We start from the raw sequence: 26090 nt of genomic DNA, 5'->3' as shown, positions 1-26090 counted from the left end.
TTTTCTTGATAGATTTAAGCTTCCATACAAAATTCACACCTTGCCTATAAACAAAATCAATCCTTCGAACAAAATTATATTTATACCAAAAGTGACGTTAGAATTTAGAGGATATTTTACTCTGTTAAAGAATATAATGAATGTTGCGAAAATGTAAGAGGAAAAATTAATATGAGGTGATCGTTAATATGGTGGACCAATTATGCTCAGCGTGTGGAAATAATACGTTTGCAAAAGGAAAATTAGGCAACGGTTATACTAGTGTAACTCCTGTAGAAAAGTTGTTAGGTAGTTCCCCATTAATTTTAACGTTTTGTAAAAAATGTGGGGAAGTTGTATCAATAAAGGTTCAGAATCCCGATAAGTTTTAATATTTATATCATCTATTAACTAGAAAATATAGACTAATAAGCAAATATATAAAGGAGATGTTTTTATTGAAAAAAGTACTAGTGATTGGGGGAACTACCTTCGACTCAATCATATATTTAAAAAAATTACCTAATCCGGAGCCTCAAACAATACATTATGCACCTTATAATGAAACTTTAGGCTCCACAGGTGCTGGAAAGGCTTTGAATTTAACTAAGCTTAATGTTGCAAATGCTCTTCATTCTATTTTAGGGGAGGATTCATATGGAGAAAAAATAGTTAGAGGGCTTGAAAGTGCGGGAGTACAATTTGTTTATGACATCGATCCGAGAGGTACAGAGAGACACATAAATTTAATGGACGAAGAAGGAAACAGAATATCAATTTTTGTTACGCAATCATCCTCCGAGGTAAATTTGAACATTGGTAGAATTGAGGAACTTATAAAAGAGTGCGATGTTATAGTTTTAAATATAATAGCCTATACGAAACAGCTTATACCGCTTATTAAAAAATATAACAAGCCTGTTTGGACAGATCTTCATGATTATAGTATCGGTAATCCATATCATGAAGATTACATTGATATAGCAGACTATATATTTGTAAGTTCGGATAATATGAGCAATTACAAACTAGTAGTGGAAAGCTGGATGTCTAAAGGGAAGGAGTTTGTAGTATGTACTCATGGAAAGGGCGGTTCAACAGCCTTAACTAAGGATGGAAGATGGATTGAGACCCCGATAATTAAAGACTACAAGTTTAAGGATGCTAACGGTGCAGGAGACAGCTTTTTCTCTGGTTTTTTATTTGGCTACTTAAAGGGAAAATCCATAGAAGAATGTTTAAGACTAGGTACAATTTGTGCAGGACTTTGTATAACTTCAAGTGAATTGGCTTATGAGGGTTTAAGTGAGGAACTATTACAGACAGAATATGAAAAACACTATTTGGGTAACTAATGAAACTGCTTTGTTCGAAATCACCTCTATTACAATTTACAATAGTAAACTATTATGTAAATTATAATAGAGGTGTGCTTGTTGGAAATATAACTTTTTTAAGAAACTTTATCCTGCTCTAAAAGCCCAACCTCTATGAGACCGTTGAGAATCCCATAATTTGATGAAGAGGTAGTAATAACATTCGCTGCTGCCTTTGCTTCAGGAACGGCATTTCCCATAGCAATTCCGGTTCCAACGGATGTCAGCATCTCCACGTCATTCAACCCATCTCCAAAAGCAAAGCTGTTTTCCTTTTGAATATTCAGGGCCTCGAGCAGCTTTTGAATGCCAATCGCTTTTGACACTCCTTTAGGAAGAATATCGAAGGCAACTTCATGCCATCTAACGAAACTGAAATGAGGAAAGCGGTCAATATACATTTGTGTATCTTTCTCTTCACAGTATAAATGTCCTTGGAAAATAGGCCATTTTTTATAAAAATCTGGGTCAACTTCAGGATAGGGCAGCTTCAAAGAATCGAAACTAGACGCGATAAATGGGTGATTTCTTTTGCTCACCATATAATCATGATGACTGCAGTAGGCCAGGGCATGACCATTGCTAGCTGTCATATTAGAGATCGCTTGCAGCATTTCAGGATTAATCGGGTTCGAATACATTTCCTGTCCTTCGAAGACAACGTATTGCCCATTTATAGCAATATATGAATTAATATTCAATTCTTTAAGAATCCCGTCAAACATGTTCGGTACACGACCAGTAGCAATAACCGTGTGAATTCCTTTTTCCTGAAGAACTTGAATGGCTTGTTTTGTTGAAATGGGGATCTCCTTTTTATCATTTAATAACGTTCCATCAATATCAAAAAATACAATTGGTTTTTGCATTTCATCTACCTCCATGTAAAGCACAACACCGTCGTAACGCTCAGTTTCCCGATCACGCCGAACTGGCGTTGTGAAATCTTACAAGATCATCATATTTTATGAAACGCGTTTCAGGTCAAGCGGTTTTTATAGAAGTTGTTCCTTTAGACAACTACGTTTTTTCAAAAAAAAAACTGGGGATCTTTTAGTAATGGGTTCTGTTTTCGAGTACAAAACATAAAAAAACACACTAATAAGCACTCTAAATCGCATACGAATTAGGCTGCTTATTTTTGTTGATATGACGGGATTATTTAGGGAATTATGAGTAAAGTCGCACAGTAATTCGCATTGCTTTTAGAAGGCTGACAGGAGTTTGTGTCACTCTACTAATTCAAATGTTAAAAGGTATCCAATAGCTATACTGAGTTTAATAGTCATAGATATAGTTTGGTGGGTATTTCTTCAATTAACTGTAGTTAAATTTATAGAAACTGGTAAAATAAGGGGATTAATTAAATTAGTACAGCATAAAATTAAGAAAATGGAAGATGTATATTTTGAATAAAGTACAACTTAGACCACTACATATCTTATGTATGGTTATAGCAATTTGTGGATGTGTCAAAGTAAATCTGAACTCTTATCAATATCGATTAAAAAGGGGAATGAACAAATGACTGCCAAAAAAAGCGAACTAATTATAGGGGTACTTTTTATACTTGCAGCAGGTACAGCAATAATAGGTCTAAATTTATACAACCCTATTCTAAAGGATTCTAATTACCTGATTAATGGTCCTGAACACGCTAATCAGGTGATACTGGGAGCACTGATGGAATTAATTCTTGTTGTTTCAGCGGTCGGCACTTCAACAACGATGTTTCCTATTTTAAGAAAATACAACGAAACCATAGCTCTTTGGCATATTTGCTTCAGGTTTCTTGAAGCCATTATTATTACTGTTGGTATAATAAGCGTATTGTCCCTTTTAACTTTATGTAAGGAATTTACAACAATTGCATCTCCGAATATCGCCTCTTTTGAAGCTTCAGGTACAGTATTAAAAGCAATACACGATTGGACATTTTTACTTGGTCCCAATTTTATGCTGGGCATCAATACAATAATGTACAGTTATATATTTTATAAATCTAAGCTAGTACCTCGGTTTATACCTATCTTGGGTATGACAGGTTCAGCACTTATTTTTCTTGCAGCATTATTGGAAATGTTTGGTGTTATTACTCAAATTTCTATTTGGGGAGCCATTTTAAGTCTGCCGATATTTGCAAATGAAATGATTTTAGCAGTATGGCTTATCGTAAAAGGATTTAATGAATCAGCACTCACTTCCTTGTCTGAAATCAAAAAATCAACTTAAGCTGAACGCAAACACCATTAATATTATAAATTGTACGAACTAATCGAAGTACTTTTGTTCAATAAGCAAATATATAAAAAAATGCTCAGAGTTTATATGCCCTGAGCATTTTTTTATACCTATTATTGTGCTAATTCTCTTGTTAATTTATATGCAAATTTTACTGTGATTTTAGCAGCTAATTCGAATTTTGTACTTCAAAACAGAACCCGTTAATCTTTTAGCCCCAGATCTTTGCAGATTATACCGTTTTCCGTTCGATTAGTTTAATAGGTATTTCTTGATAGGTAACGTCTTTTCCCTCCTGTATGGCTTGAAGAAATAACTGTCTTCCAATCTCTACAAGAGGGATTTCGATGGTTGTTATATTCATCATTTTAGCAATCGGCTGATTATTAAAACCAATTATTGCTAGGTCGTCTGGTATAGAGATATTTCGGTAGTGTGCGCTAGTGACAATCCCAGCAGCGACTTCATCACCTGTTACTAGTAATGCAGAAGGAGGATTAGCCATTTGTTTAATTCGCTCAATGACTTGTTCACCATCCTCAAAATGAAGATAATGCTCAAAAATATAATCAGATTCGTATGGTAAGTTATGGTTGTTAAGAAAATCCTTATACGCCATTTCTCTAAATCTAGTATTTGTACCTGTCTTTCGACCAATCGTATAACCAATTTTTCGGTGACCTTTATGATATAAATATTCCAACGCAAAAATAAAACTTTTATAATGGTCAACAAATGTGGAGGACATATTTCTCCCCCGGGTATCTTCGCATAAAATAATCGGACCATATGGTTTATACTCTTCGATGGTAGGCCAACAGCTTATTCTCGAACAAATAATTAACGCATCGATCTGCTTTTGCTTTAACATTTGAAAGGCTTCCACTTCTCTTGCTTCCTCGTAGTTCGTCTGAAAAAAAACCAACTTATAGTTGTTTTCCAATGCCTCATTGGCTATTCCTTTCATTAACAAAGCAAAATATGGATGATCGATGAACGGAACAACGACACCAACAAGGAATGTTTTCCCCATGCTTAAATGGACAGCATTTATATTTTGTTGATAATTGCTTTGTTTGATGGCTTCTAAAACGACTGCCTTTTTTTCCTTACTAACGTAGGGATGCTTATTTAGCACACGAGAGACAGTGGTTACGGAAACGCCAGCCATCTTCGCAACATCTCTAATGTTTGTCATATCGTCACCTTTTTTATATTTTTACCTAAATAGATTATAAAACATTTAACTAGAATTCCAAACATGTCTACTCACTAGGTTACATAGTAGGATTTCGCTCGAGCACAATGGTATTGGCAATTAAATCGTGTAAGGAGCGATGATCCTTGCGAAAACAGAGAAATAAAATGGATACAATTGGTAAACCATATATAATTGTGACGGACCCAATAGACATGAAGGTGGATAAATTCCAATCACTATATATGCCTGCGTAAATGAATGTATGTGCCATTTGCCATGGCAGCAATTTAATAAAATTTTTTATTATTACTTGAAACAAAGTGAGTTGATTTTCACCATTTGTTTCAATATAAATATTCATTTTTTGCTTTCCAAACGTAGCTCTTTTTTTGCCAGACTCTGTTAGTACTAAATATAAAAAAACAGGAAAAATTAAGGTGAAAAAGGAAATCAATTCTCCATTTAAACGACCTGTTGGTATTTTAATAAATTGATAAATCAGTAATGCGCCCCCAAGCAAGATAGCAATATAAGATATTATCACAACATAGTCTATAATCGACGCTAAAACCCTTTTTTTAATACTGGCATAATTTGCTCCAAGTTTCTGATTAGAAGCTAATTTTTTTTCAATCAATGGTCGACCATCCTTCCGTTACTATTATTTGAAGGAAAAGCTCAGTGAATGCTACTCACCGAGCTTTGTGTCTGTCATGATTTTATATAATGTTTGAGAATCTTTTTCTGATAGCTTCGTGTATTTACTTTTCCCTCGAATAACCACTTCAAGTCTGTTCTTTTGAGGAGTAATCCAAATGTCATATAGGTTATTTATTTTAAAGTTGGGGGGACGATGCATGGAAACCTCAGCATTTTCCCAATTAGCACTTAGAAATAGATCGATTACTGTTTCAATTTTATCTTTAACTTTTATTTCATTTATTTTTTTATAATGGCCTTTTACTCCAGTTTGTTTTTCAATAGTTAATGTTTTCATTTCGGCAGCTTGCTGTTGGCATCCAACTACAAAAATGAGTAGAGATAAAAGACTGGATATGGCTAGCCCTTTTCTCATCCCACACCTTCCTTCACATTTGTACTCCTACTATATAGACGAATGAATTGCTAAAAAGTTACATATTTATAAAATGAACCAGAAGGGTAAGAGGGGGTTATGAGTTGGATTTAAATCTACAAACATTGTATTTAATTGATCAAAAAGAGGGCATGGGCTTGGAGTTTGGTAAATTAGTTTCGATGATGAATTATGTAAGATCAACAACGATCGACGCCGTAAAGGATTTATCGATGGAGGAATTGGACTTTCTATATGATGAGGAAGCTAATTCTATCGGCATGCTGCTGGCTCATATGGCCGCGGTCGAAAGAGCCTTTCAAATTGATACCTTCGAAAATAGAGAATTTACGGAGGAAGATCTTAGACGTTTTCTTCCCAGACTGGAACTAGGAACGAAGGGGCGTGAGTTGCTTAAGGGAAAAACGATTGACCATTATCTTAAGGAATTATCCGAAGTTAGGAACACCACAATAAAAATGTTCAAAACTTTACCTGACCAATGGTTATTTGAACAAACTCCGTTTTGGGGGGATAGGCCAGCCAACAATTACTTTAAATGGTTTCATGTGTTTGAGGATGAATTGAACCACAGGGGCCAAATTCGTATCATCAAGAAAATGATACAAAAAAGAAAGGGATAAGTAGTCCCGATGATTAAACTAAGTCACGATTAAAAAATGGTGACCTTGTTTATTATCTTGCTTTTAAAAAGAAATAATGTTAAAATTTGAAAAAATTCCAATTGAAAAATCGATGACGAGAACAAGTACGTAAGGAAGAACTTTAACAGCGAGCTGGGGGTTGGTGGAAGCCAGTAGGGAAGCCTTATCGGAATAAATCATCTCTGAGATGCAAGACTGAAGCTAAGCTGAATTCAGTAAGTCTTGACGGGTTTCCGCCGTTAAAAGGAACACGTATGATTGTACGGTGACAAAGTGCTGTTGGTTTTATCAACAGAATTTGGGTGGTAACGCGGGTAATACACTCGTCCCTATCTTTAGGGACGGGTGTTTTTTATTTTATCAAAAAGGAGGCTTTATTATGGATGAAATGAATCAGAAGGAAAGTAGGATGCAACGAGAAAAGCGAATCTTGGATTATTGGGAGCGAAACCATATTTTTCAGCAGTCGATGGAAAATAGAAAAAATAATGAGACTTTTGTTTTTTATGAAGGTCCGCCCACAGCCAATGGACTTCCGCATGTCGGCCATGCTTTAGGAAGGACACTTAAGGATATTATTGCAAGATATCATACGATGAAGGGAAAGCATGTCATCAGGAAAGCGGGATGGGATACACATGGCTTACCGGTGGAATTAGGGGTAGAAAAAGCACTGGGAATTTCCGGTAAGCAGGAGATTGAAGAATACGGTGTAGAAGCTTTTATTAAAAAGTGTAAAGAAAGTGTGTTTTCCTATGAAAAACAATGGCGGGAATTTACTAGGGAACTAGGTTATTGGGTGGATATGGATCAACCATACATGACGATGGACAATGATTATATTGAATCGGTTTGGAATATTCTAGGTACCATTCATGAAAAAGGCTGGCTTTATAAGGGGCACCGAGTCTCACCTTATTGTCCCAGTTGTCAAACTTCGTTAAGTTCACATGAAGTCGCTCAAGGATATAAAGTAGTAAAAGACTTAAGTGCAACGGTTAAATTTAAGCTTCGGGAAAAAGAGAATGAATATGTACTAGGTTGGACGACTACTCCTTGGACCCTTCCAGCGAATGTCGCGTTAGCGGTAAATGGAAATCTTGAGTATGTAAGGGTCCAGACAGATGGTGAAACCTATATCGTATCGGCTTCAAGATTGGATGAGGTCATCAAAAAACCGTATACAATTGTAGAAACGCTGAAAGGGAAGGACTTAGTCGGGCATACTTATCAACCGCCTTTTGATTTTGCAGATGTGAAGAATGGTCATCGAATCGTGGAGGCTGATTTTGTTACAGAAGAAAGTGGAACAGGTATTGTCCACATTGCCCCTGCCTATGGTGAGGATGATTACCGCATTGTTCAAGAAAACGGACTGTCCTTTATTCATGTGGTTGATGAAAGCGGCAAATATATGGAGATCGTAAAACCACTTGCTGCTAAGCTTGTGAAAGAAAGTGACGTAGCGATTGTCAAGCTATTACATGAGAAAGGACTACTCTTTCATAAGGAAAAATATGAGCACTCGTATCCGCATTGCTGGAGATGTGATACTCCCTTGCTTTACTATGCGACTGAAAGCTGGTTTATTAAAACGACTTCATTAAAGGATACGTTTATCAGTGAAAACCAGGGTGTTAATTGGTATCCGGAACATATCAAAGATGGACGCTTTGGGAATTTCCTCGAAGGTTTGGTGGATTGGAATATTAGCAGGAAGCGTTATTGGGGGACTCCTTTAAATGTATGGGTCTGCTCTACTTGCGAAACAGAAGTTGCCCCGAAGAGTATCGAGGAGTTGAAAGCTAAAGCGAATGAAGACATTTCAGCGATCGAGCTTCATAAACCATATGTGGATTCGATTACGTTTACTTGCCCGTCTTGTAAGGGGAAAATGCACAGAACATCTGAAGTCATTGATGTTTGGTTTGACAGTGGGTCGATGCCATTTGCCCAATACCATGCCCCGTTTAATAATCATGAGCTTTTTCAAAAACAATTTCCAGCCGATGTGGTCATTGAGGGAATTGATCAGACACGAGGATGGTTTTACTCTTTACTAGCAGTGTCAATTCTTTATACAGGGAAGGCTCCTTATAAAAATGTGCTGGCGACAGGTCATGTGTTAGATGAACACGGACAAAAAATGTCAAAAAGTAAAGGGAATGCATTAGATCCGGTGGAACTAATTAAGTCTTACGGGGCAGATGCACTTAGATGGGCTCTTATTGAGGATAGTGCCCCATGGAATCCTAAACGGTTTTCCGAACGGAATGTTCAGGAAGCAAAGTCAAAACTTATTGATACTCTATCAAGTTTGTATCATTTTTACAAACTGTACGCTGAAATTGATTCCTTTAATCCTAAGGTTCACAAAAATGGTCCCGTTTCACTTATGGATCGCTGGATTCTCTCAAGGCTCGAGACAACCACCTCGCTTATGAAAAAGGAAATGGATCATTATCAAGTAACGAACTCGGCAAGATTGGCTGGACAGCTTGTCGAAGAAATAAGTAATTGGTATATCCGGCGAAACAGGGAACGATTTTGGAGTAAAGGAATGTCTGAGGATAAAGCGGCTGCTTTCCATACATTACGCAAACTATTGTCAGATACAGCCAAGCTGCTAGCTCCTTTTGTTCCGTTTATCTCAGAAGAAATTCATTATTCTCTAACAGGAGAAAGTGTCCATTTAGCAGAATATCCTGTTGTCCAAACGGATTTAATCGATGAAGAGCTAGAGAAACAAATGCAGGCAGTTTTAGAATTAGTAGAGTTAGGAAGAAGTGTCCGTCATGCCCACCAAATCAAAACAAAACAGCCGCTCGCCAAAATGGTTGTCATCCCAAATAATGAGCATGCGGATGCACTTGTTCATTTTGAAGACATTATTAAAGATGAATTGAATATCAAAACAGTTGAGTGGGCGGATTCTTCGAATGACTTTATTGAGTATAAGTTAAAACTGAATTTTAAGGCTGCAGGACCAAGGCTTGGTAAGGTGGTAAATGAAGTAAATCAACAATTAGGCCAAGCAACGGAAACTGAAGTTAAGCAGTTTTTAAATGAAGGGTGGATCCTGGTACCTTTGAAAAATGAAGAGGGTATTCGTCTTGGAGAAGAAGAAGTTGTCGTACAGAAAACAGCCGCAATTAAAGGTTACGCCGTGGCATCCAGCCGAAATATAACGGTAATGGTCGATACCCATATCAATGACGAACTCAGAAGGGAAGGGATCGCTCGTGATTTCATCAGAAGTGTCCAAGACCTCCGCAAAAAAATGGATTTACCGGTTGAGAAGAGAATTGATCTTTATGTAAGCTGTTCAAAAGACCTTCAACAATTAATGGATGATCACAAATCGTTAATTAATAGAAGTATCATTTTGCGTGATCTTTATTTTTCTCCTGTTGACCAAATGGAGAAGATCGTGGTTGGGGACGAGGATGTTTTTGTAGGAGTGAAAAGTTAAAAATAGGATACTACTTCTATTCTAGCAATGGATTGCGGATCTTCTAATTATATGAAGGTTTATATAACGACTTCACTCATAAAGTGCCCCCCCTGAATGGAAAAAAACGCTAAAGTCGGGAATTAAGGAAGAAAATAGTGCCCACAAATGGGGAAGAACGCTACAAACGGGCACTAATGAAGAAAATAGTGCCCCAAATGGGGAATGATGGCCTCGTCCGGTCACTAAGGAAGAAATAGTACCCCGAAAGAGGAAAAAACGCCTCCTTTCATTTTTATAAGATTTGCATCTACGTGTAATATATGGTAAAATTTTAGGGAACGTTTGTTCTATCAATAAAACATGAAAAAGAGGTGCATTTTATGATTTTAGGGATTTATCCTTATTTAGTTACGAATGGCAATGGTCAAGAAGCGGTGAAATTTTATGAAAACGCGTTGGATGCAAAAGTTCTTTATGTTCAGACTTTTGGAGACATGCCGAAAAATCCGGAACGCCCAACTCCTGAAGAAGTCAAAGATCTGGTACTAAATGCACACTTGAAGGTTGGAAATACAGACTTAATGCTTTCTGATACATTCCCGGGTAATCCCTATCAACTTGGATCACAGGTAACCATTGCTATCAATATTAGCGATGTTGAAAAAACGAAAGAGGTTTTCGGAAAACTACAAGATGGCGGACAAGTTCATATGCCGCTTCAAGAAACCTTTTGGAGTCCATTATACGGACAAGTAACGGATAAATTTGGTGTAATGTGGCAAATTTCAACCGTAGCAGCAGAAAATAAATAAAGAGAACATAGGAAGAAGTCAACCTTGTATACGGGTTGACTTCTTATATTGGTCGTGAAATTTTGGTTCAAACACTAAAACACTATCTTAAAGCGATCAGTCGCATTGTTAAAGAGCTAGTTGTCTCACTTTATAAAGTCACTAGTTTGTAATAGCAAAGTTTAATTAGGAATGTACTCTTTGTATTTAGAACGCACAGCCTGTAATAATAATTGTTGCTCATCAGGGTGGACGCCTTCCGCTAAACGGGAAGCCATGACTGGAAGGGTCCATTTCTCGATTTCCTCCATTGAAATACCAGTTTGTTTTTCATATTCTTCAAGATAGTACCTACAAAAATTGTCACGTAAAACCTCTAAAAGCATTCGAATGATGTGTGGCATGCTTTTCGGCAAATAAGTATATTTAATTATTATGAACGTCTTTGCAATATCTCCTATGGGATTTCCACTGGAAGCTGTCATCCAATCAATCACTTTTACCTGGTCTTTTGAAACAAGAATATGATCTGGATGAAAGTCGCCATGACATACTTGATTTCCTTCAGGCAATGAACGCAAATATTCACAAATGGACTGTTTTTCTTGGATCGTTAATAAATCGGTCATTTGGATATTTTTCAATAGATATTCTTTTTGTTTGGGCAGGTTATTCCCATCTTTCTGGTGAATTTGAAAATGTAATTGTGAAAAAAGCTTAGCGTTCTTTTTAATAGAAAAAGGATTCTTCGACAGTAAATCCGTTAAGCTTACGCCTTCTAATTTTTTGTAGATGATTCCTATTTTCCCTTCAAACTCTATTATTCCCTTCGCCCTAGGTGAGGGAAGCTGTAAAAACTGAATCTGGAGATTGGCATCATATTCATTTTTGATTAATCCTTCGGGGATACGTTGATCGAAAATCTTAATAACGTCATTTTTTCCCCAAAGGTATACTTCAGCAGTATTTCCTTTTCCAATTAATTTTCCTATCGACAACATAACCACCCCGTTTTTTTAAAAATCTTATTATTCTATATTACCATAGAAAATTCATTTTTTTAAAAAAATTCTTTATATTCGAAATGGATGGAAAGTAAATGTGAGTCGTCTGTACAGGAACTTTTTTTCAGACTTATGTTATAATTAACCCGAACAGCAGAAGAAGTTTTTCAAAGTATATATTATGATAGGGGGCAATGTTGCTATGTATAAAGAACTTATCATGCCGACTGAAATATCTATAAAAGATAAAAAGACTGTGGTAAAAGGAAATGTTAACCGAGCAGCACTGTATGCAAGAACCCAGGTTGTTGATGTCATAACAGCAGATAACGAAAGATATTATTTTATTTATTATAAAAATTCCCTTGTTTATGGTGATAAACTCGATAAGGTGGAAGAGGGATCATTTATCAATAAAGCCTTTCATGAAGGAATTGTGATTAAAGCTCCACATCCACTATTAAAGTCATTAATCTCCCATCAGTCCGTTTCTATTCCAAATAAAAATAAACTCTTCTCTCAACTCCAAAACCATCATTCTCTACATGAAATAGCCCATATTACTACAACTCTTGACTCCTTTTTTGAAAAGGATGAGCTGGTAAAAATAATCGACAAGATCTATTTTCACTACAAAAGAAACGGAAATTTTATAAAATCCTTTCAGGTTATTCAAATTTTACACGATTTTGCGCCTTCACTAAAATCAGCAAAAGAGCGTTTAAATTCACAAGAGTTCAGTTCGTACCACGATTTATATAATACCCCGAGTCTGCCTTCCATTCTGAAAAAGGATCCTCTATTTGTCGAATTACATTGCTTTCAGAATCGTTCAAATCCAGATATGCGTTTATTTTTAGAAGATATCTTAAAGAAACATGATCGTTTATTGGAGCTATTATTGCTCTGGCTGGAACTTCCTAAGAAGGAATCGATTGAAACGTATACGGGTATTGCTCAACAGTTTGTCACGATGAAAGACTGGATCTTTATTTTAGGAGAGGTCAATATCAATCCGTTTCGAGAGTTACCTGAGGCCAGGTCCACTATTGAAAAAATGATTAAAGAAGGTAATGCTGAAACGGCAGCTTTATGTTTATTAAGTTATATCCATGACCTGCCGACGTTCTACGATGCAATTCTGACTAAATTATGGGAGGAATTAAGTGCCGATTTTGTTGGCTCACATCTGGATAAGTTCACCTTTATGTTTCAACAGCTAGTCCGTGAGGGCCAGTATAAAGAGTTTGAACAAAAGGCCTTTCAACTTGCTGTGATCCTCTTTAAAGAGAATGATCTCAAAATAGTTCAAGAAAAACTTTTACCAATACAAAAATTACTCCCTCGTTCAGAAGTGATAAGAAAAGTGAATCGCATGATGGAATTATTAGAGGATCCTGATGGAATGATGGAATTGGGTGATTATTATGCAGAGTTTCAACAATTTGATAAAGCGATTGATTGCTTTTCTTGGGAAATGGAACTTCAATCCCATGATCCTGCTCCTGTACTGAAAATCAGTAAAATGTATCAGCTTAAAGGAATGGTAAAAGAAGCAGCCGCATATCAAAAAGTCCACAATCAACTAAAAAGCAATCAAGGAATAGGATGAGAACGATCGATTATTTCTTTGGTGAACTTTTGAGATGCTAAAAGCACAAAAAAGTGATTAATATATAACATGTTGGGTGATTCCCCATATACTATGAAAGACTAAATTTTATGTGGGTGATAAACATGTTTAAGCCTAACCAGTTTTATACACACTCTTATTTGCAACAAAAACCATTTTATCTTTATGAACCATCTATGGGGATTGATAATCAAACTTTCTTCTATCCGGATCCGTTTCGTAGTGTTATAAGTAATCCCAGTCAAATATCTTTGGGAAAGGAGCAGGATTTCATAAGGCAACTGGCCCCTCTTCAACATGGGCCGGAACGACTTGCAGAAAGACCTCCACATACTCAACATGTTGATTGGTCTTCCATGTTCCCGAATGAAGTGATTTTGCACGGACCGACAAATCGAAGGTTAGTCTCGCTAACATTTGATGATGGACCAGATAATGTTTGGACTCCGCAAGTTCTTGATGTTTTAAATCGTTACAATATAAAAGGAACATTTATGTGTGTTGGGCAGCGCATTCAACAAAATCCTCAAGTGCTTACAAGAATAATAAGAGAAGGTCATGTGGTAGGAAATCATTCATGGAGTCATCCTAACTTTACTAAAATTCCATTGAATGAAGTACGGGGTCAGATTGAAGGAACAGCGAACGAAGTCAATCGCTTAACTGGAATGAGGCCTGTACTTTTTCGACCTCCTTACGGGGCACTAAACTTAGATGTTATTCGTGAAATTATGTCTCTTAGAGATAAGATTATCTTTTGGAACGTTGATAGCTTAGACTGGGATGGACTTACTGGACCACAAGTTGCAGCAAATATATTAGCGCATGCTGGACCAGGTTCGATCATCTTACAGCATTGTGCGGGTGGCAGGGGAGAAAGTCTACTTGATACGATTCAAGCATTGCCATATGTCATCCAGACATTACGTCAAGAAGGGTATAATTTTGTCACGGTCCCTCAGTTATTAAATATAAGACCATATCATTAATTGATATATTAAAAAACCATTAATCTTCTTAAACATGCACGCCCTTCAAGTTCGATAAATAAAGATTTCAATTCCTCAAGAATCCTTTTAATTAATTTATATGCGCCTGATTATTTTAATAGAAAACCCCAAGGTGAATAATAATATTCATCTTGGGGCGTGGGGATATGCCATGGCGTATCCTCTTTTTAGTTATGCAATGAATAAACTTATACTGATTTTATACAAGTTCTGCTGCATCTACAGTATGTTTTAATAACATAGAGATTGTCACAGGACCTACACCACCAGGAACAGGGGTAATGGCACTTGCATTTTCATAGCACGCTTCGTAATCTACATCACCGATATTTCCTTTGTTATATCCAGCATCTAAGACAACAGCACCCTTTTTAATCCAATCACCTTGTATAAAATTAGGTTTTCCTACAGCTGCAACGAGAATATCAGCTTGTTTTACGATTTCAGGCAAATTCGCCGTGTGGGAATGACAAGTAGTAACCGTTGCATTCTCATTTAAAAGTAATGCTGATACAGGTTTCCCAAGAATCGGGCTCCGTCCTACAACGACAGCATGTTTACCGTCAATTGGAAGGTGATAAAATTTTATGATTTCCATGATCGCTGCTGGTGTGCATGAAGGGTATTTGCCAAAACCAAAAGCGGTTTGACCATATCCTGTACTGGTTACTCCGTCTACATCCTTTCGAATATCGATCGATTCAAACGCTTTTCGCTCATCAATATGAGAAGGTACTGGATGTTGAAGAAGAATACCGTGAACGGTTTCATCTTGATTTAATTCCTCAATCGTTTTTAAGAGATCAGCTGTTTCTGTTTCTTTTGGAAGATGAATACGTAATGATTTAATTCCAATTCTTTCACAAGCATTTCCCTTCATTTTCACATACGTCTCAGAAGATGGGTCATCACCTACTAAAATAGTTGCCAGGCAAGGAGTGATTCCTTTTGTTTTTAAAATACTAACTCGTTCTTTTAAGGTTTCTGTGATGTTTTTCGCAACAAGTTTCCCGTCTAAAATAATCTTGTTCATGAAAGTTCCTCCTTAAAAATAATAAAAGAGATAGGGAAATATACCCCTATCTCTGCCCAGACGACCCGACAATATAAAAATGCAGCTTCCAAGTGGTCATTTCCACAAATGTCGTCAGTTACTGCATTAGTAATTCGTTATTTGTTTTGAGCATATCACACCTAATATAAATGTTCAATATTCTTATCTAACTATAAGCTCGGGATGGCTAAGCCTTTCTTTCCTAATACGAATAAGGAGTACTATGTATCTGTCTGTTGTTTTTTTAGTATGAATTTTCTGATAATAAGGATTGATTTCATTTCAACCTCGTTGTATCCTCCAATTAGAAAGGTTAAGATGAAAATAGGGAAAGTTACTTTTCCCTTAGAAGATGGTATTGGACGTGCATTGTTGGTAGCAGACAATACTACTATAATTCAGAAATATAAAGACAAAATGCTAGCACAATCAAATTATAGGGAATTTAAAATATTGATTATGCCGTCATCAGGAGGGATTGAGTTGGCGACTGGGGAACTATGTAGAGTACTGATTGTAGACGATGAGATATTAATCAGACAAGGCATTAAACATTATATTAATTGGGAGAAAGAAGGGTTTTCTATCGTTGGAGAAGCCTCGAACGGTCAGGAAGCGTTGGAGTTAATTGAAATAACAAATCCGCATCTTATTATTACTGATATCGTGATGCCGATCATGGACGGGGAAGAATTAACGAGAATCGTGAAGGAAAGATATCCTAAAATTGAAATCATCATCCTAAGTAGTTTTGGAGATTTCGACTATGTCCGCTCAACCTTTCAAAATGGTGTTATTGATTATATTTTAAAGCCTAAGCTCGATGCAGGTGAGCTGTTAATGGCATTGAAGTCAGCGGCAAGGAGAATTCCATCGTTCCAGCCTGTGAAAAATCAACTAGATGTCAATCTTTCAATTGGGCAAATCATCAATAAATTGATTTCGGGGTATGAGGTGAATTTTGATACAAAGTCAATATCCGAGACTTTTCCAAATAGTTATTACAGTTTATTGGGTGTCGACGTAAAGAATCATCCTACTAATGATATGGTTGAATTTCCAAAATACATAACCGGAAAAATTGTAAGTGAACTCCAATTAAACATTAGCCAGGTTGTTCACTATTCCTTTAACGTTGAACAAAATTTAATTGTATTCATCCTCAATTACCGCAAGGGTGATAGGGACGATGTCTTTAAATTTGCCCATAAATTAGCAGAAACTATTCAAGATGTTGGTTTCGCTATGAGTGAGGCGTTCGCCGATTTTTCACAAATTGGGAACATCTACAAGTGTAGTCTTTTAAAACTATTAAATTATCGATTTTATTTTCCAGAGCTGCCTCTTTTAATGGAAAAAGTCTTGCCAAAGCCGCTGCCTAAGTGTGAAAACTTTAACCTTGATCGGTTTACAGGAGATTTTAAGCAGAAGCACTTTGATGCAGCTTTTCGCTATTTAAAGGACCATGTCACGAAATTATCTGGTTGTTATACAACGGATGTGTTTGAATATAAAGCTTTTTTCGGAAACATAATTTTTAATATCACTATCTTTCTCACTAATATGGAATATGATGTGAAGGTACTGGAAAAATCCAAGTACTCTTATTTTAAGTCCATTGATAAAGCGCTTACATTTAAAGAGGTTGTCCAACTATTAGACTGTTTTATCGAGGAAGTGAAGAACTGCATATTCTCAATGGAAAATCAGCCGGAAAATGCCAATATGAAGAAGCTGATGGAATACATCAAGGCCCATTATGCCGAGCCGCTTACGTTAAAATCAGTAGCAAAGCATTTTCATTTTAATCCCTCTTATCTATCAAGCTACTTTTCAGCACATAATAACGAAAGGTTTATTGAATACTTGAACAAAATCCGAGTCGAAGAAGCATCTAGACTACTAATTATGGGAACAGCAACCATCTCTGAAATCAGCGGTATGGTCGGTTATTCTGACCACAGTTACTTTTGTAAGGTATTTAAGAAAATCAAGAGGGTATCCCCTAGCCAATATAAACGAACACAATACTTATGATAAGAGATGAAAAAATATGAGATTCATACCTGAACGATTCCAACATAACGGATTATTTATTACGATGTCTCTTATAACTGTCATGACTATTATCATAGTTTCAGTCACGATTACGTGGACGACAATTCGAATGTCGGAGCAATTTTTCTTTAGAAAATTTAGTATCTTGAACGCTAAAGTGATGAATCAGGTAAAAGACAGCTTTGAGTCGTTTAACTATAATATTGTGGTTGCGGCAAACAATATCTTGGAAAGCGGCAATATTAGGTCGATTCTTACCGAGCCACAAACCAATGCCCAACAAATGAACTCTTATTTTTATATGGAAAAACAAATAGAACGGATCAAATCAAATTTTGACTCGTTTGATGTAGAAATCATCCTAAACGGAAGAAATGGGACCAGCTTCGGGACGGGGCGTAATTACTGGCCGATTTCCGATCAAGAACTGAAGAAAAGTGTCTTAACCACCAATACCCTTAAAGAACCAAAGCGGTTGATGTATCAATACGATTATAGACCAAATCAAACTCCGGAAAAGGGGGGAGAGCGATTTATTGTCGCTTCCAAGGCCTTAATGGATCGTATTTCCGGAACCGTTTATGGTTCGATGTTTTTTGCAATTCAAGAAAGTAAATTTAGAAAGTTTTACACTAACTACACAAGTTCTGGAAATAATGTTTTTCTCGTCAACAAATCCGGGGTTATTGTTTCAAGCAATCAGACTAAGCTTATCGGAGAAAAATCTAAAGATCTTATGAAATATGCTGCTAAACTAGACGACCATTCTCAACAATACATAGTCGGAAACTTTATGGGCAAGGAACAAATTATTTTGATGGACTATCTTCCATCTTTTGATATGTACTTATTTAATATTATCGACAAACAAACGGTATTTGGAGATTTAGTCGATAAGAAGGAAATCCTCCTCATTTCTATGGGTATCGTCTTTGTGGCACTTATTATTGTCCTTCTGGCATCAAGGCGGTTAACAAATTCGTTATCGAGTTTGGTTAAGCAAATTAGTAATGTCCCAAAACACGAATTCAATCGCTATGTTTCGGTCACAGGTACTTATGAAACTAGGCAAATCGGCAATGCCTTTAATTCCATGCTCGATGAACTCCATGAGTATGTAGAGCAGCTGATCATATCGCAAAAGCAAAAACGTAATGCAGAACTGGCCGCTCTGCAGCAGCAAATTAACCCACATTTCTTATACAATACCCTGGCTTCCATAAAATTTATGGTGCAGCAGGATGGAAAAAAAGAGACAGAGGCGATGATTAATGCGTTAATTTCTTTGCTGCAGAACACGATTGGAAATGTTAGTGAAACCATCCCAGTTAAGATAGAAATAGAAAATTTGAAAAACTATGTGTTTATTAATCAAAAACGTTATGGTAATCGAATTAAAGTAAATTATTTCGTTGCTCCGGATTGTATGGAGTATCCTGTACCTAAACTAATTTTGCAGCCCTTTATGGAAAACGCATTTTTTCATGGTTTTAACCATAAGCCCGAGGGGTCGATCAATGTCCTAGTGTGGCGAGAGGGAGAAAATTTGATTTGTGAAGTGGTGGATAATGGCGACGGAATGGAAGTTACATCTGACAGCAACCTTCCAAAAACGAAACGAAACCAGCAGCTTTTTTCAGGAATTGGCGTACGAAATGTCCATGACCGGATTCAGCTTATCTTCGGCGAATCCTATGGTGTAACGATTTCGAGCGATCCTGGAAAAGGGACAAAGGTGCGAATCACGTTGCCCATTCAAACAAAATAAATAAAGTCATAGAATCCAAAAATAGTACAATCGAAAAAATGAAAACGCATTCATTTGATAAAAATATTACCAATTCACAAAAATATCGTCATAACTGTTCTCCTAAGAATGGTGCTAACATAATGTTTGTAATGAGACAACGCTTACTTTATCCATATATTATTGGGGGGAATACCAATGAAAAAGGTACTGGCACTGTTTTTAGCAAGTATATTGTTATTGTCTGCCTGTTCTTCTGGATCAAAAGAAAAAACTTCTGGCAGCACAAAGGATACGAATGATATAACCGTCATGGCATGGGATCCTAACTTTAACATTAAAGCAATGAATCTTGCAAAAGACGCTTATAAGTCTATAGATCCAAAGCTTAATATTAAGATCATTGAAAACGCTCAAGCTGACATTGTTCAAAAGCTAAACACAAGCTTAAGCTCTGGTACCACTAAAGGGTTACCGAATATTGTCTTAATTGAAGATTATCGTGCTCAAAGTTTCATTAAGGCCTATCCAGATGCGTTCTATGATTTAAGCAAAGCCTTTAATGCGGATGATTTTGCTCAATATAAACTAGCTCCTACTAGCTTAAACGGTAAGCACTATGGAATCCCATTTGATACTGGTGTCGCTGGACTATATGTAAGAACTGATTATTTTAAACAAGCTGGCTATACAATTGATGATTTAAAAAATATTGATTGGAACAAATATATTGAAATAGGTAAAAAAGTAAAAGCCACAACAGGTAAAGCGATGCTAACACTTGATCCAAAAGACCTTGGCATTATTCGTATGATGATTCAGTCCAGTGGTTCTTGGTATTCAAAGAGTGATGGAGTTACACCTGACTTGGCAGGCAACGCAGCATTGAAGGAAGCATTTAAAACATATAAAGCTATTGTAGATGCGGATATTGTAAAACCTGTATCTGACTGGAGCCAGTTTGTTGCAGGCTTTAACAGCGGAGCAGTTGCAACTGTTCCTACAGGTAACTGGATCACCGGTTCTATTAAAGCTGAGGCATCCCAATCCGGAAAGTGGGCAGTTGCTCCTCTTCCTAAGCTTTCAGGTGTAGCAAGCTCCGGTAACGCCACCAACTTAGGAGGAAGCTCTTGGTATGTTCTGAATGTTCCAGGCAAAGAAAAGGCAGCAGAATTCTTAGCAAAAACTTTCGGTTCGAATGTTGATTTTTATCAAACTTTGGCGAAAAAAATGGGCGCTCTTGGTACTTATAAGCCAGCTTCAAAAGGCGACGCCTATCGAGTTAGCGATGATTTCTTCGGAGGTCAGAAAGTGATTGCTGATTTTGCAAGTTGGACAGATCAAATCCCTCAAGTAAATTACGGCTTACACACTTACGCGATTGAGGATATTCTAACTGTTTCCATGCAGGACTACCTAAAAGGTAAAGATCTTGATAAGGTTCTAGAAGATGCTCAAAAACAGGCAGAACAGCAAATTAAATAATAGACAAAACGAATAAACCACAACTTAATTTTAGATAAAAGGATTAAAAACCAAGCCTCGGAAATTCGCCTGCATCTCCTTCTCAATTTTACGGAGACATTCTGTGTCAGGCGAGATTTTCTGAGGCTTTTTTATAAGATAAAAAAAATTTACTTGTAGTTCCAGCGCTAAGCGGGCGCTTGAACGTTTCATATAAGGAGTTGATTGATGTGATACCCGCAAAAGCCAACCATGGTCTTCAAACAGGTAAGCCGAAACAGAGCTTTCAAACATCCAAATCCAGCCGTAGCCTCCGTGCTAAAAACGCAGTGATTGGATGGGCTTTTATTTCAATTGCTACCCTGATGATTTGCTTATTTTATTTCTATCCGATGATTCAATCCCTCATTCTGTCGTTTCATTCAGGTACTGGAGTTAATCTACAATTTGTTGGTCTTGATAATTACGTTCGTTTAGTGCAGGATCCAGTGTTCCTCACTACCGTAAAAAATACAGTGATTTATCTTATTATTCAAGTACCAATCATGATTATTCTTGCATTGTTTCTTTCTGTTTTATTGAATAATAAAACAGTGAAGCTTAAGGGCTTCTTTCGTACGGCAATCTTTTTACCGTGCGTAACTTCTCTTGTTGCCTATTCCGTTATTTTTAAATACTTGTTTAGTCAAGATGGCATTATTAACATTTTACTCATAAAACTTGTGCATATTTCGGAGCCGATTCAATGGCTGACTGATCCTTTTTGGGCCAAAATTACGATTATTATAGCCATTACTTGGCGTTGGACAGGATATAACATGATCTTCTTTTTATCAGGTCTGCAAAACATTGATGAATCTATTTATGAAGCGGCAAGAATTGATGGGGCATCATCCATTCAGCAATTTTTCAGGATTACGATCCCAATGATGAAACCAATTATCTTGTTTACTACCATCACTTCAACCATCGGTACGCTACAGTTGTTTGACGAAGTTATGAATATAACGAAGGGTGGACCTGGTAATGCGACCATGACGATATCCCAGTACATCTACAATCTTTCATTTAAATATACGCCTGATTTTGGCTATGCAGCGACAGTCTCCTATGCCATTGTGATTTTGATTGTCTTTTTCTCTATTATTCAGTTCAAGGTAGCGGGTGATAAAAATGGATAACCTTAAGCGCATATTCAGCTATGCAGTCCTTATCATTGCTTCGATTATCTCGGTATTTCCATTTTTGTGGATGATTGTAAGCTCAACGAATAAGTCAGTTGATGTCACACAGGGCAGGTTACTGCCAGGAAGTCACTTTATGCAAAACTTTCATCATTTACTAGACACAGCAGACCTAGGAACAGCATTAATGAATTCAGCTAGAATTTCGATTACGACAACGGTGCTCGGAATGCTCATTGCATCATTGGCCGGCTATGGATTTGAAATTTATAAAAGCAAAGCAAAGGATTTCGTTTTTAACGTCCTTCTTCTTTCGATGATGATTCCGTTTGCTGCTTTAATGGTTCCTTTATTTCGAATGTTTGGCATCATTTCACAATCAGTCCCGATGATTGGAATGGATACCCTTACAGCTGTTGTCCTACCGACAGTAACAACCGCTTTCCTCATCTTCTTCTTTCGACAAAGCACAAAGATGTTTCCAAAAGATATTATTGAAGCGGGGCGAATCGATGGATTAACAGAGCTAGGTATATTTTTGAGAATTTATATCCCGACGATGAAAACTTCCTATGCGGCAGCGGCCATCATTACGTTTATGTCGAGCTGGAATAGTTATTTATGGCCGCTCGTTATATTGCAGTCACCTGAAAAGCAAACGATCCCGCTACTGATCTCTAACCTTGGATCCAGTTACGCCCCCGATTTTGGAGTCATTATGACCGCGATCGTAATTGCGACCTTGCCGGTAGCGTTAATCTTCTTTATTATGCAAAAGCATTTCGTTGCAGGTATGATGGGATCAGTGAAATAACGATTTGAAAAAGTAGAAAGGAGGTTTGAAACATAGTGACAAAAATTCCAAGTATAAACTGGCTATCAGATGTAAATGTGTTTGCCGTTAATCGTCTTCCTGCCTATTCAGACCACCACTACTACGAGACGATGGAAGAGGCTAAAAGCAGTGTACCCATGAACATGAGATATGAGTTAAACGGAAGTTGGAAATTTAACTATTCCAATAATCCAGTTAATCGACCGGTTCAATTTTTCCAGCCTGACTTTGATTGCTCAAGCTGGGGCAATATTATCGTACCTGGACATATGCAGCTACAGGGCTACGGAAAACCGCAATATGTCAATACAATGTACCCGTGGGACGGTCATAACGAGATTCGTCCGCCAGAAATTCCGATGGATCATAATCCGGTTGGAAGCTATGTGAAGTTTTTTAATCTGCCGGATATGATGGATAATAAACCGGTCTATATTTCTTTTCAAGGTGTGGAATCTGCCTTTTATGTGTGGTTAAACGGGGAATTTGTCGGATACAGTGAAGATTCTTTCACTCCTGCCGAATTTGAGCTGACACCTTTTTTAAAAAGTGGAGAGAATAGGTTAGCGGTTGAGGTATTCCAGTGGAGTACGGGAAGCTGGTTGGAGGACCAAGACTTCTGGCGCTTTTCAGGTATTTTTCGGGATGTATACCTTTATACAGTTCCAGAGATTCATGTCCATGATGTCTTTGTTCGCACGGAGTTAGATGCGTCTTTTACAAAAGGGAAACTAACTGTGGGCCTGAAGTTTCAATCTACCCGTCCTGTAAAGGTAGTAGGTGAGTTGTACGATGCTAAGGGTTGCTTGGTAGCTTTAGGGAATGGCTTGTTTGACGATGGAAAAGGTAGCTTTTCGATTGCGGTAGATGGACCAAAGATGTGGAGCGCAGAAAATCCCTATTTGTATAAATTATTTATTCAGGTTTATAACGAGTTTGGGCAATTGATAGAGGTGGTTCCACAAAAAGTGGGCTTCCGAAGATTCGAGCTCGTGGATAAGATTATGCGACTTAATGGTAAGCGCATTGTATTCAAGGGTGTGAATCGTCATGAATTTAATTGCCGAAGAGGTCGCGCAATCACGAAGGAAGACATGCTCTGGGATATTAAAACACTGAAGAAGAATAACATTAATGCCGTCCGTACGTCCCATTATCCGAATCAGAGCTACTGGTATGAGTTATGTGACGAGTATGGCATTTATGTAATTGATGAAATGAATCTAGAAACGCACGGGTCATGGCAAAAAATGGGCGTTGTTGAGCCGTCCTGGAACATTCCAGGAAATAAGCTGGAATGGCAGAACATTGTCTTGGACAGGGCCATTTCAATGTTTGAACGGGATAAAAATCATCCATCGATTTTGATTTGGTCTTGTGGTAACGAATCTTATGCAGGTGAAGTCATTCTAAACGTCTCTAAATATTTCAAGAGTGTTGACTCGAGCCGACTCGTCCATTATGAAGGTGTATTCCATAACCGTGAATATAATGATACGAGCGATATGGAAAGCCGTATGTATGCTAAACCTGCTGATATTGAAAAATATTTAGCGGAAAACCCTGAGAAGCCGTTTATAAGCTGTGAGTATATGCACGCGATGGGCAATTCACTTGGTGGCATGTACAAATATACCGAGTTAGAAAATAAATATCCAATGTACCAAGGTGGCTTTATCTGGGATTATATTGATCAGTCCATTATCAAAAAGGACCGTTATGGAAAAGAGTTCTTGGCATTCGGAGGCGATTTTGATGATAGACCAAATGATTACGGTTTCTGTACAAATGGCATTGTCTACGCTAATCGGGAACTGTCACCAAAGATGCAGGAAGTAAAATATTTATATCAGAACTTTAAGCTGCTGCCCAATCGGAATGGTGTCATGATTAAGAATGAAAGTCTTTTCTCTAATACGTCAGATTATGAGCTCCAATATATTCTGTTCCATGAAGGGAAGGAATTGTATCGAAAAAAACTTCAGACAGCTGTTGGACCACAAAGTGAGGGAAGGGTTGAATTTGAGTGGCCTGCTGGCATTCTAAACGCTGCCGGTGAGTATTGCATTCATACTTCATTTCATTTGAAGGAGCACAAGCTATGGGCTGAAGCCGGTTTTGAGATTGCCTTCGGACAGGTTGTTTTCGAAGTTGGGATTAAAGCCGATTTAAGATTTATGATCGGAGACCTAAGGATTGTTCAAGGAGATGTGAATATCGGGGTTCATGGTCAGGATTTCACTGTCATGTTTTCAAAGCAGGCAGGAAGTTTAATCTCAATTAATTACGCGGGAAGAGAGATGATTTCGTTTCCTCCAGCACCATTGTTCTGGAGAGCAACTACTGACAATGACAGAGGCTTTTCGCAAAGTTTCCATTCTGGTCTTTGGTATGCAGCCAGCTTGGCGCGTAAATGTGTTGGAATTGATGTGAAGGAGGAAAAAGGAATTCCTAACATTATCTTTACCTACAGATTTTCATTTAGTAATGAGGTAGAGGTGAGCGTTGGTTATAAAGTATATCCTAATGGAAGTATCCTTGTTCATTCAAAATATCGTGGTGCAGCGAATCTCCCACAAATACCGATATTTGCAGTTTCCTTTAAGGTCCTTGCAGATTATGACCAGCTGGAATGGTATGCCATGGGGCCGGAAGAAAATTACTCTGACCGTTGTAAAGGTGCAAGACTTGGTATTTTTAATAACCAAGTATCTGACAATGTGTCCGGCTATGTTATGCCGCAGGAATCAGGCAATCGAACCGGAGTACGCCGAGTAAGGATCACAAATCTTGAAGGACAGGGAATTAGCATTTCCTCTGCTACCAATCCCATAGAGTGCACGATTTCGCCTTATACGGCATTTGAGCTCGAGCATGCCCAACACCGTTATGAATTACCGAATGTTCATTATACCGTAGTTACTGTTGCGGGCAGACAGATGGGCGTTGGTGGAGATGACAGCTGGGGAGCACCTGTTTATGATGAACACCTTATTCATGCAGACCAAGAAATGGAATTTGAATTTATGATTAATAGAGTTTAACGGAATGGATAATGGAAAAAAGAGGATGTCCCAAAAGTATAACTTTTAGGGGCATCCCCTTTTTTATTAATGGTCTGTTAAATTTGTCTGTTGATTTCCGCTCCAGGCGCTCGCTTTCCGCGGGCGGTACGGGGAGCCTCCTCGGCGCTATTGCGCCTGCGGGGTCTCCCCTGCCCCGTACTCCCGCAGGAGTCGAGCGCCTTCCGCTCCAATCAACATAGCGGAAAAATTATCATGAACTTTGTACATATAGTGGTGCCTGACACATTTTGGGA

19 protein-coding genes, 1 riboswitch and 1 other annotated feature are annotated in these 26090 nt (G+C 37.5%); of the genes, 13 read left to right on the top strand and 6 right to left on the bottom strand.

Annotated features, from left to right (window positions below):
* The first annotated feature begins 437 nt into the window (after positions 1–437).
* Complete coding sequence (locus tag BN1082_RS10705; protein WP_090634101.1) at positions 438–1334, top strand: carbohydrate kinase family protein; 897 nt, start codon at positions 438–440, stop codon at positions 1332–1334.
* Positions 1335–1432: 98 nt separating this feature from the next.
* Here the strand turns inward: BN1082_RS10705 and BN1082_RS10700 are convergent, their stop codons facing one another.
* Positions 1433–2224: a Cof-type HAD-IIB family hydrolase gene (locus tag BN1082_RS10700; RefSeq protein WP_090634100.1), complete on the bottom strand. Its 792-nt coding sequence runs from the start codon at positions 2222–2224 to the stop codon at positions 1433–1435.
* A 655-nt stretch (positions 2225–2879) separates the two neighbouring features.
* On the opposite strand from BN1082_RS10700, the gene BN1082_RS10690 reads away from it, so the two are divergent.
* Positions 2880–3587 carry a DUF4386 domain-containing protein gene (locus tag BN1082_RS10690; RefSeq protein WP_090634096.1) on the top strand — a complete coding sequence of 236 codons (708 nt, stop codon included), beginning with the start codon at positions 2880–2882 and terminating at the stop codon, positions 3585–3587.
* Positions 3588–3828: 241 nt separating this feature from the next.
* Here the strand turns inward: BN1082_RS10690 and BN1082_RS10685 are convergent, their stop codons facing one another.
* From BN1082_RS10685 to BN1082_RS10675, 3 genes are all read right to left on the bottom strand, one after another.
* Positions 3829–4794 carry a LacI family DNA-binding transcriptional regulator gene (locus BN1082_RS10685; RefSeq protein WP_090634095.1) on the bottom strand — a complete coding sequence of 322 codons (966 nt, stop codon included), beginning with the start codon at positions 4792–4794 and terminating at the stop codon, positions 3829–3831.
* A gap of 79 nt (positions 4795–4873) precedes the next feature.
* Positions 4874–5434, bottom strand: coding sequence for an RDD family protein (locus tag BN1082_RS10680; protein ID WP_090634093.1), 561 nt, complete (start codon positions 5432–5434; stop codon positions 4874–4876).
* A gap of 51 nt (positions 5435–5485) precedes the next feature.
* A complete protein-coding gene (locus BN1082_RS10675) occupies positions 5486–5872 on the bottom strand; it encodes a hypothetical protein (RefSeq protein ID WP_090634091.1) in 387 nt (128 codons plus the stop codon).
* A 152-nt stretch (positions 5873–6024) separates the two neighbouring features.
* Here BN1082_RS10675 and BN1082_RS10670 point away from each other — a divergent pair, with 152 nt between their 5' ends.
* The 3 genes from BN1082_RS10670 (at position 6025) to BN1082_RS10660 (ending at position 10803) form a co-directional block, all read left to right on the top strand.
* A complete protein-coding gene (locus BN1082_RS10670; protein WP_090634962.1) occupies positions 6025–6516 on the top strand; it encodes a DinB family protein in 492 nt (163 codons plus the stop codon).
* A gap of 103 nt (positions 6517–6619) precedes the next feature.
* Positions 6620–6871 (top strand) — a binding site (T-box leader).
* Between the two features lie 45 nt (positions 6872–6916).
* Positions 6917–10009: an isoleucine--tRNA ligase gene (gene ileS, locus BN1082_RS10665; RefSeq protein WP_090634089.1), complete on the top strand. Its 3093-nt coding sequence runs from the start codon at positions 6917–6919 to the stop codon at positions 10007–10009.
* A 362-nt stretch (positions 10010–10371) separates the two neighbouring features.
* A complete protein-coding gene (locus BN1082_RS10660) occupies positions 10372–10803 on the top strand; it encodes a VOC family protein (protein ID WP_090634087.1) in 432 nt (143 codons plus the stop codon).
* Positions 10804–10964: 161 nt separating this feature from the next.
* Here BN1082_RS10660 and BN1082_RS10655 read toward each other — a convergent pair whose 3' ends face one another.
* The gene (locus BN1082_RS10655; protein WP_176699739.1) at positions 10965–11780 is read right to left on the bottom strand and encodes a phosphotransferase; all 816 of its coding nucleotides are present in this window, start codon (positions 11778–11780) and stop codon (positions 10965–10967) included.
* A 208-nt stretch (positions 11781–11988) separates the two neighbouring features.
* Between BN1082_RS10655 and BN1082_RS10650 the strand changes: the two genes are divergently transcribed.
* Positions 11989–13398, top strand: a complete 1410-nt coding sequence (locus BN1082_RS10650; RefSeq protein WP_090634083.1) for a hypothetical protein — start codon at positions 11989–11991, stop codon at positions 13396–13398.
* Positions 13399–13523: 125 nt separating this feature from the next.
* Positions 13524–14408 (top strand): polysaccharide deacetylase family protein, encoded by an 885-nt coding sequence (locus BN1082_RS10645; RefSeq protein WP_245640387.1) that lies wholly within the window; start codon positions 13524–13526, stop codon positions 14406–14408.
* Positions 14409–14628: 220 nt separating this feature from the next.
* On the opposite strand, the gene BN1082_RS10640 is transcribed toward BN1082_RS10645, so the two are convergent.
* Positions 14629–15462: a bifunctional 5,10-methylenetetrahydrofolate dehydrogenase/5,10-methenyltetrahydrofolate cyclohydrolase gene (locus BN1082_RS10640; protein ID WP_090634081.1), complete on the bottom strand. Its 834-nt coding sequence runs from the start codon at positions 15460–15462 to the stop codon at positions 14629–14631.
* Between the two features lie 47 nt (positions 15463–15509).
* A riboswitch (ZMP/ZTP riboswitch) is annotated at positions 15510–15594 on the bottom strand.
* 207 nt (positions 15595–15801) lie between these two features.
* Between BN1082_RS10640 and BN1082_RS10635 the strand changes: the two genes are divergently transcribed.
* The 6 genes from BN1082_RS10635 (at position 15802) to lacZ (ending at position 25815) form a co-directional block, all read left to right on the top strand.
* Positions 15802–17520 carry a response regulator transcription factor gene (locus BN1082_RS10635; RefSeq protein WP_342666639.1) on the top strand — a complete coding sequence of 573 codons (1719 nt, stop codon included), beginning with the start codon at positions 15802–15804 and terminating at the stop codon, positions 17518–17520.
* Between the two features lie 16 nt (positions 17521–17536).
* On the top strand, positions 17537–19309 hold the full coding sequence (locus BN1082_RS10630) for a sensor histidine kinase (protein WP_090634079.1): 1773 nt from the start codon (positions 17537–17539) through the stop codon (positions 19307–19309).
* A 177-nt stretch (positions 19310–19486) separates the two neighbouring features.
* Positions 19487–20773 (top strand): ABC transporter substrate-binding protein, encoded by a 1287-nt coding sequence (locus tag BN1082_RS10625; RefSeq protein ID WP_090634077.1) that lies wholly within the window; start codon positions 19487–19489, stop codon positions 20771–20773.
* 308 nt (positions 20774–21081) lie between these two features.
* Positions 21082–21933, top strand: a complete 852-nt coding sequence (locus BN1082_RS10620) for a carbohydrate ABC transporter permease (RefSeq protein WP_245640409.1) — start codon at positions 21082–21084, stop codon at positions 21931–21933.
* A complete protein-coding gene (locus BN1082_RS10615; RefSeq protein WP_090634076.1) occupies positions 21926–22750 on the top strand; it encodes a carbohydrate ABC transporter permease in 825 nt (274 codons plus the stop codon). Before BN1082_RS10620 ends, BN1082_RS10615 begins: the two co-directional genes overlap by 8 nt.
* 32 nt (positions 22751–22782) lie before the next feature.
* A complete protein-coding gene (gene lacZ, locus BN1082_RS10610) occupies positions 22783–25815 on the top strand; it encodes a beta-galactosidase, LacZ type (RefSeq protein ID WP_425412148.1) in 3033 nt (1010 codons plus the stop codon).
* Positions 25816–26090 lie beyond the last annotated feature (275 nt).

It is taken from the genome of Neobacillus massiliamazoniensis (genome assembly GCF_001048695.1).
In the GTDB taxonomy this organism is placed as follows: domain Bacteria; phylum Bacillota; class Bacilli; order Bacillales; family Cytobacillaceae; genus Neobacillus; species Neobacillus massiliamazoniensis.
This window is presented reverse-complemented; position numbering and strand designations above follow the sequence as displayed.

Bases quoted from the DNA above. Each gene is read 5' to 3' on its own strand.
- BN1082_RS10700 (WP_090634100.1), bottom strand. From the start codon at position 2,224: ATGCAAAAACCAATTGTATTTTTTGATATTGATGGAACGTTATTAAAT.
- BN1082_RS10690 (WP_090634096.1), top strand. From the start codon at position 2,880: ATGACTGCCAAAAAAAGCGAACTAATTATAGGGGTACTTTTTATACTT.
- BN1082_RS10685 (WP_090634095.1), bottom strand. From the start codon at position 4,794: ATGACAAACATTAGAGATGTTGCGAAGATGGCTGGCGTTTCCGTAACC.
- BN1082_RS10675 (WP_090634091.1), bottom strand. From the start codon at position 5,872: ATGAGAAAAGGGCTAGCCATATCCAGTCTTTTATCTCTACTCATTTTT.
- BN1082_RS10670 (WP_090634962.1), top strand. From the start codon at position 6,025: ATGGGCTTGGAGTTTGGTAAATTAGTTTCGATGATGAATTATGTAAGA.
- ileS (WP_090634089.1), top strand. From the start codon at position 6,917: ATGGATGAAATGAATCAGAAGGAAAGTAGGATGCAACGAGAAAAGCGA.
- BN1082_RS10660 (WP_090634087.1), top strand. From the start codon at position 10,372: ATGATTTTAGGGATTTATCCTTATTTAGTTACGAATGGCAATGGTCAA.
- BN1082_RS10650 (WP_090634083.1), top strand. From the start codon at position 11,989: ATGTATAAAGAACTTATCATGCCGACTGAAATATCTATAAAAGATAAA.
- BN1082_RS10645 (WP_245640387.1), top strand. From the start codon at position 13,524: ATGTTTAAGCCTAACCAGTTTTATACACACTCTTATTTGCAACAAAAA.
- BN1082_RS10640 (WP_090634081.1), bottom strand. From the start codon at position 15,462: ATGAACAAGATTATTTTAGACGGGAAACTTGTTGCGAAAAACATCACA.
- BN1082_RS10635 (WP_342666639.1), top strand. From the start codon at position 15,802: ATGAAAATAGGGAAAGTTACTTTTCCCTTAGAAGATGGTATTGGACGT.
- BN1082_RS10630 (WP_090634079.1), top strand. From the start codon at position 17,537: ATGAGATTCATACCTGAACGATTCCAACATAACGGATTATTTATTACG.
- BN1082_RS10625 (WP_090634077.1), top strand. From the start codon at position 19,487: ATGAAAAAGGTACTGGCACTGTTTTTAGCAAGTATATTGTTATTGTCT.
- BN1082_RS10615 (WP_090634076.1), top strand. From the start codon at position 21,926: ATGGATAACCTTAAGCGCATATTCAGCTATGCAGTCCTTATCATTGCT.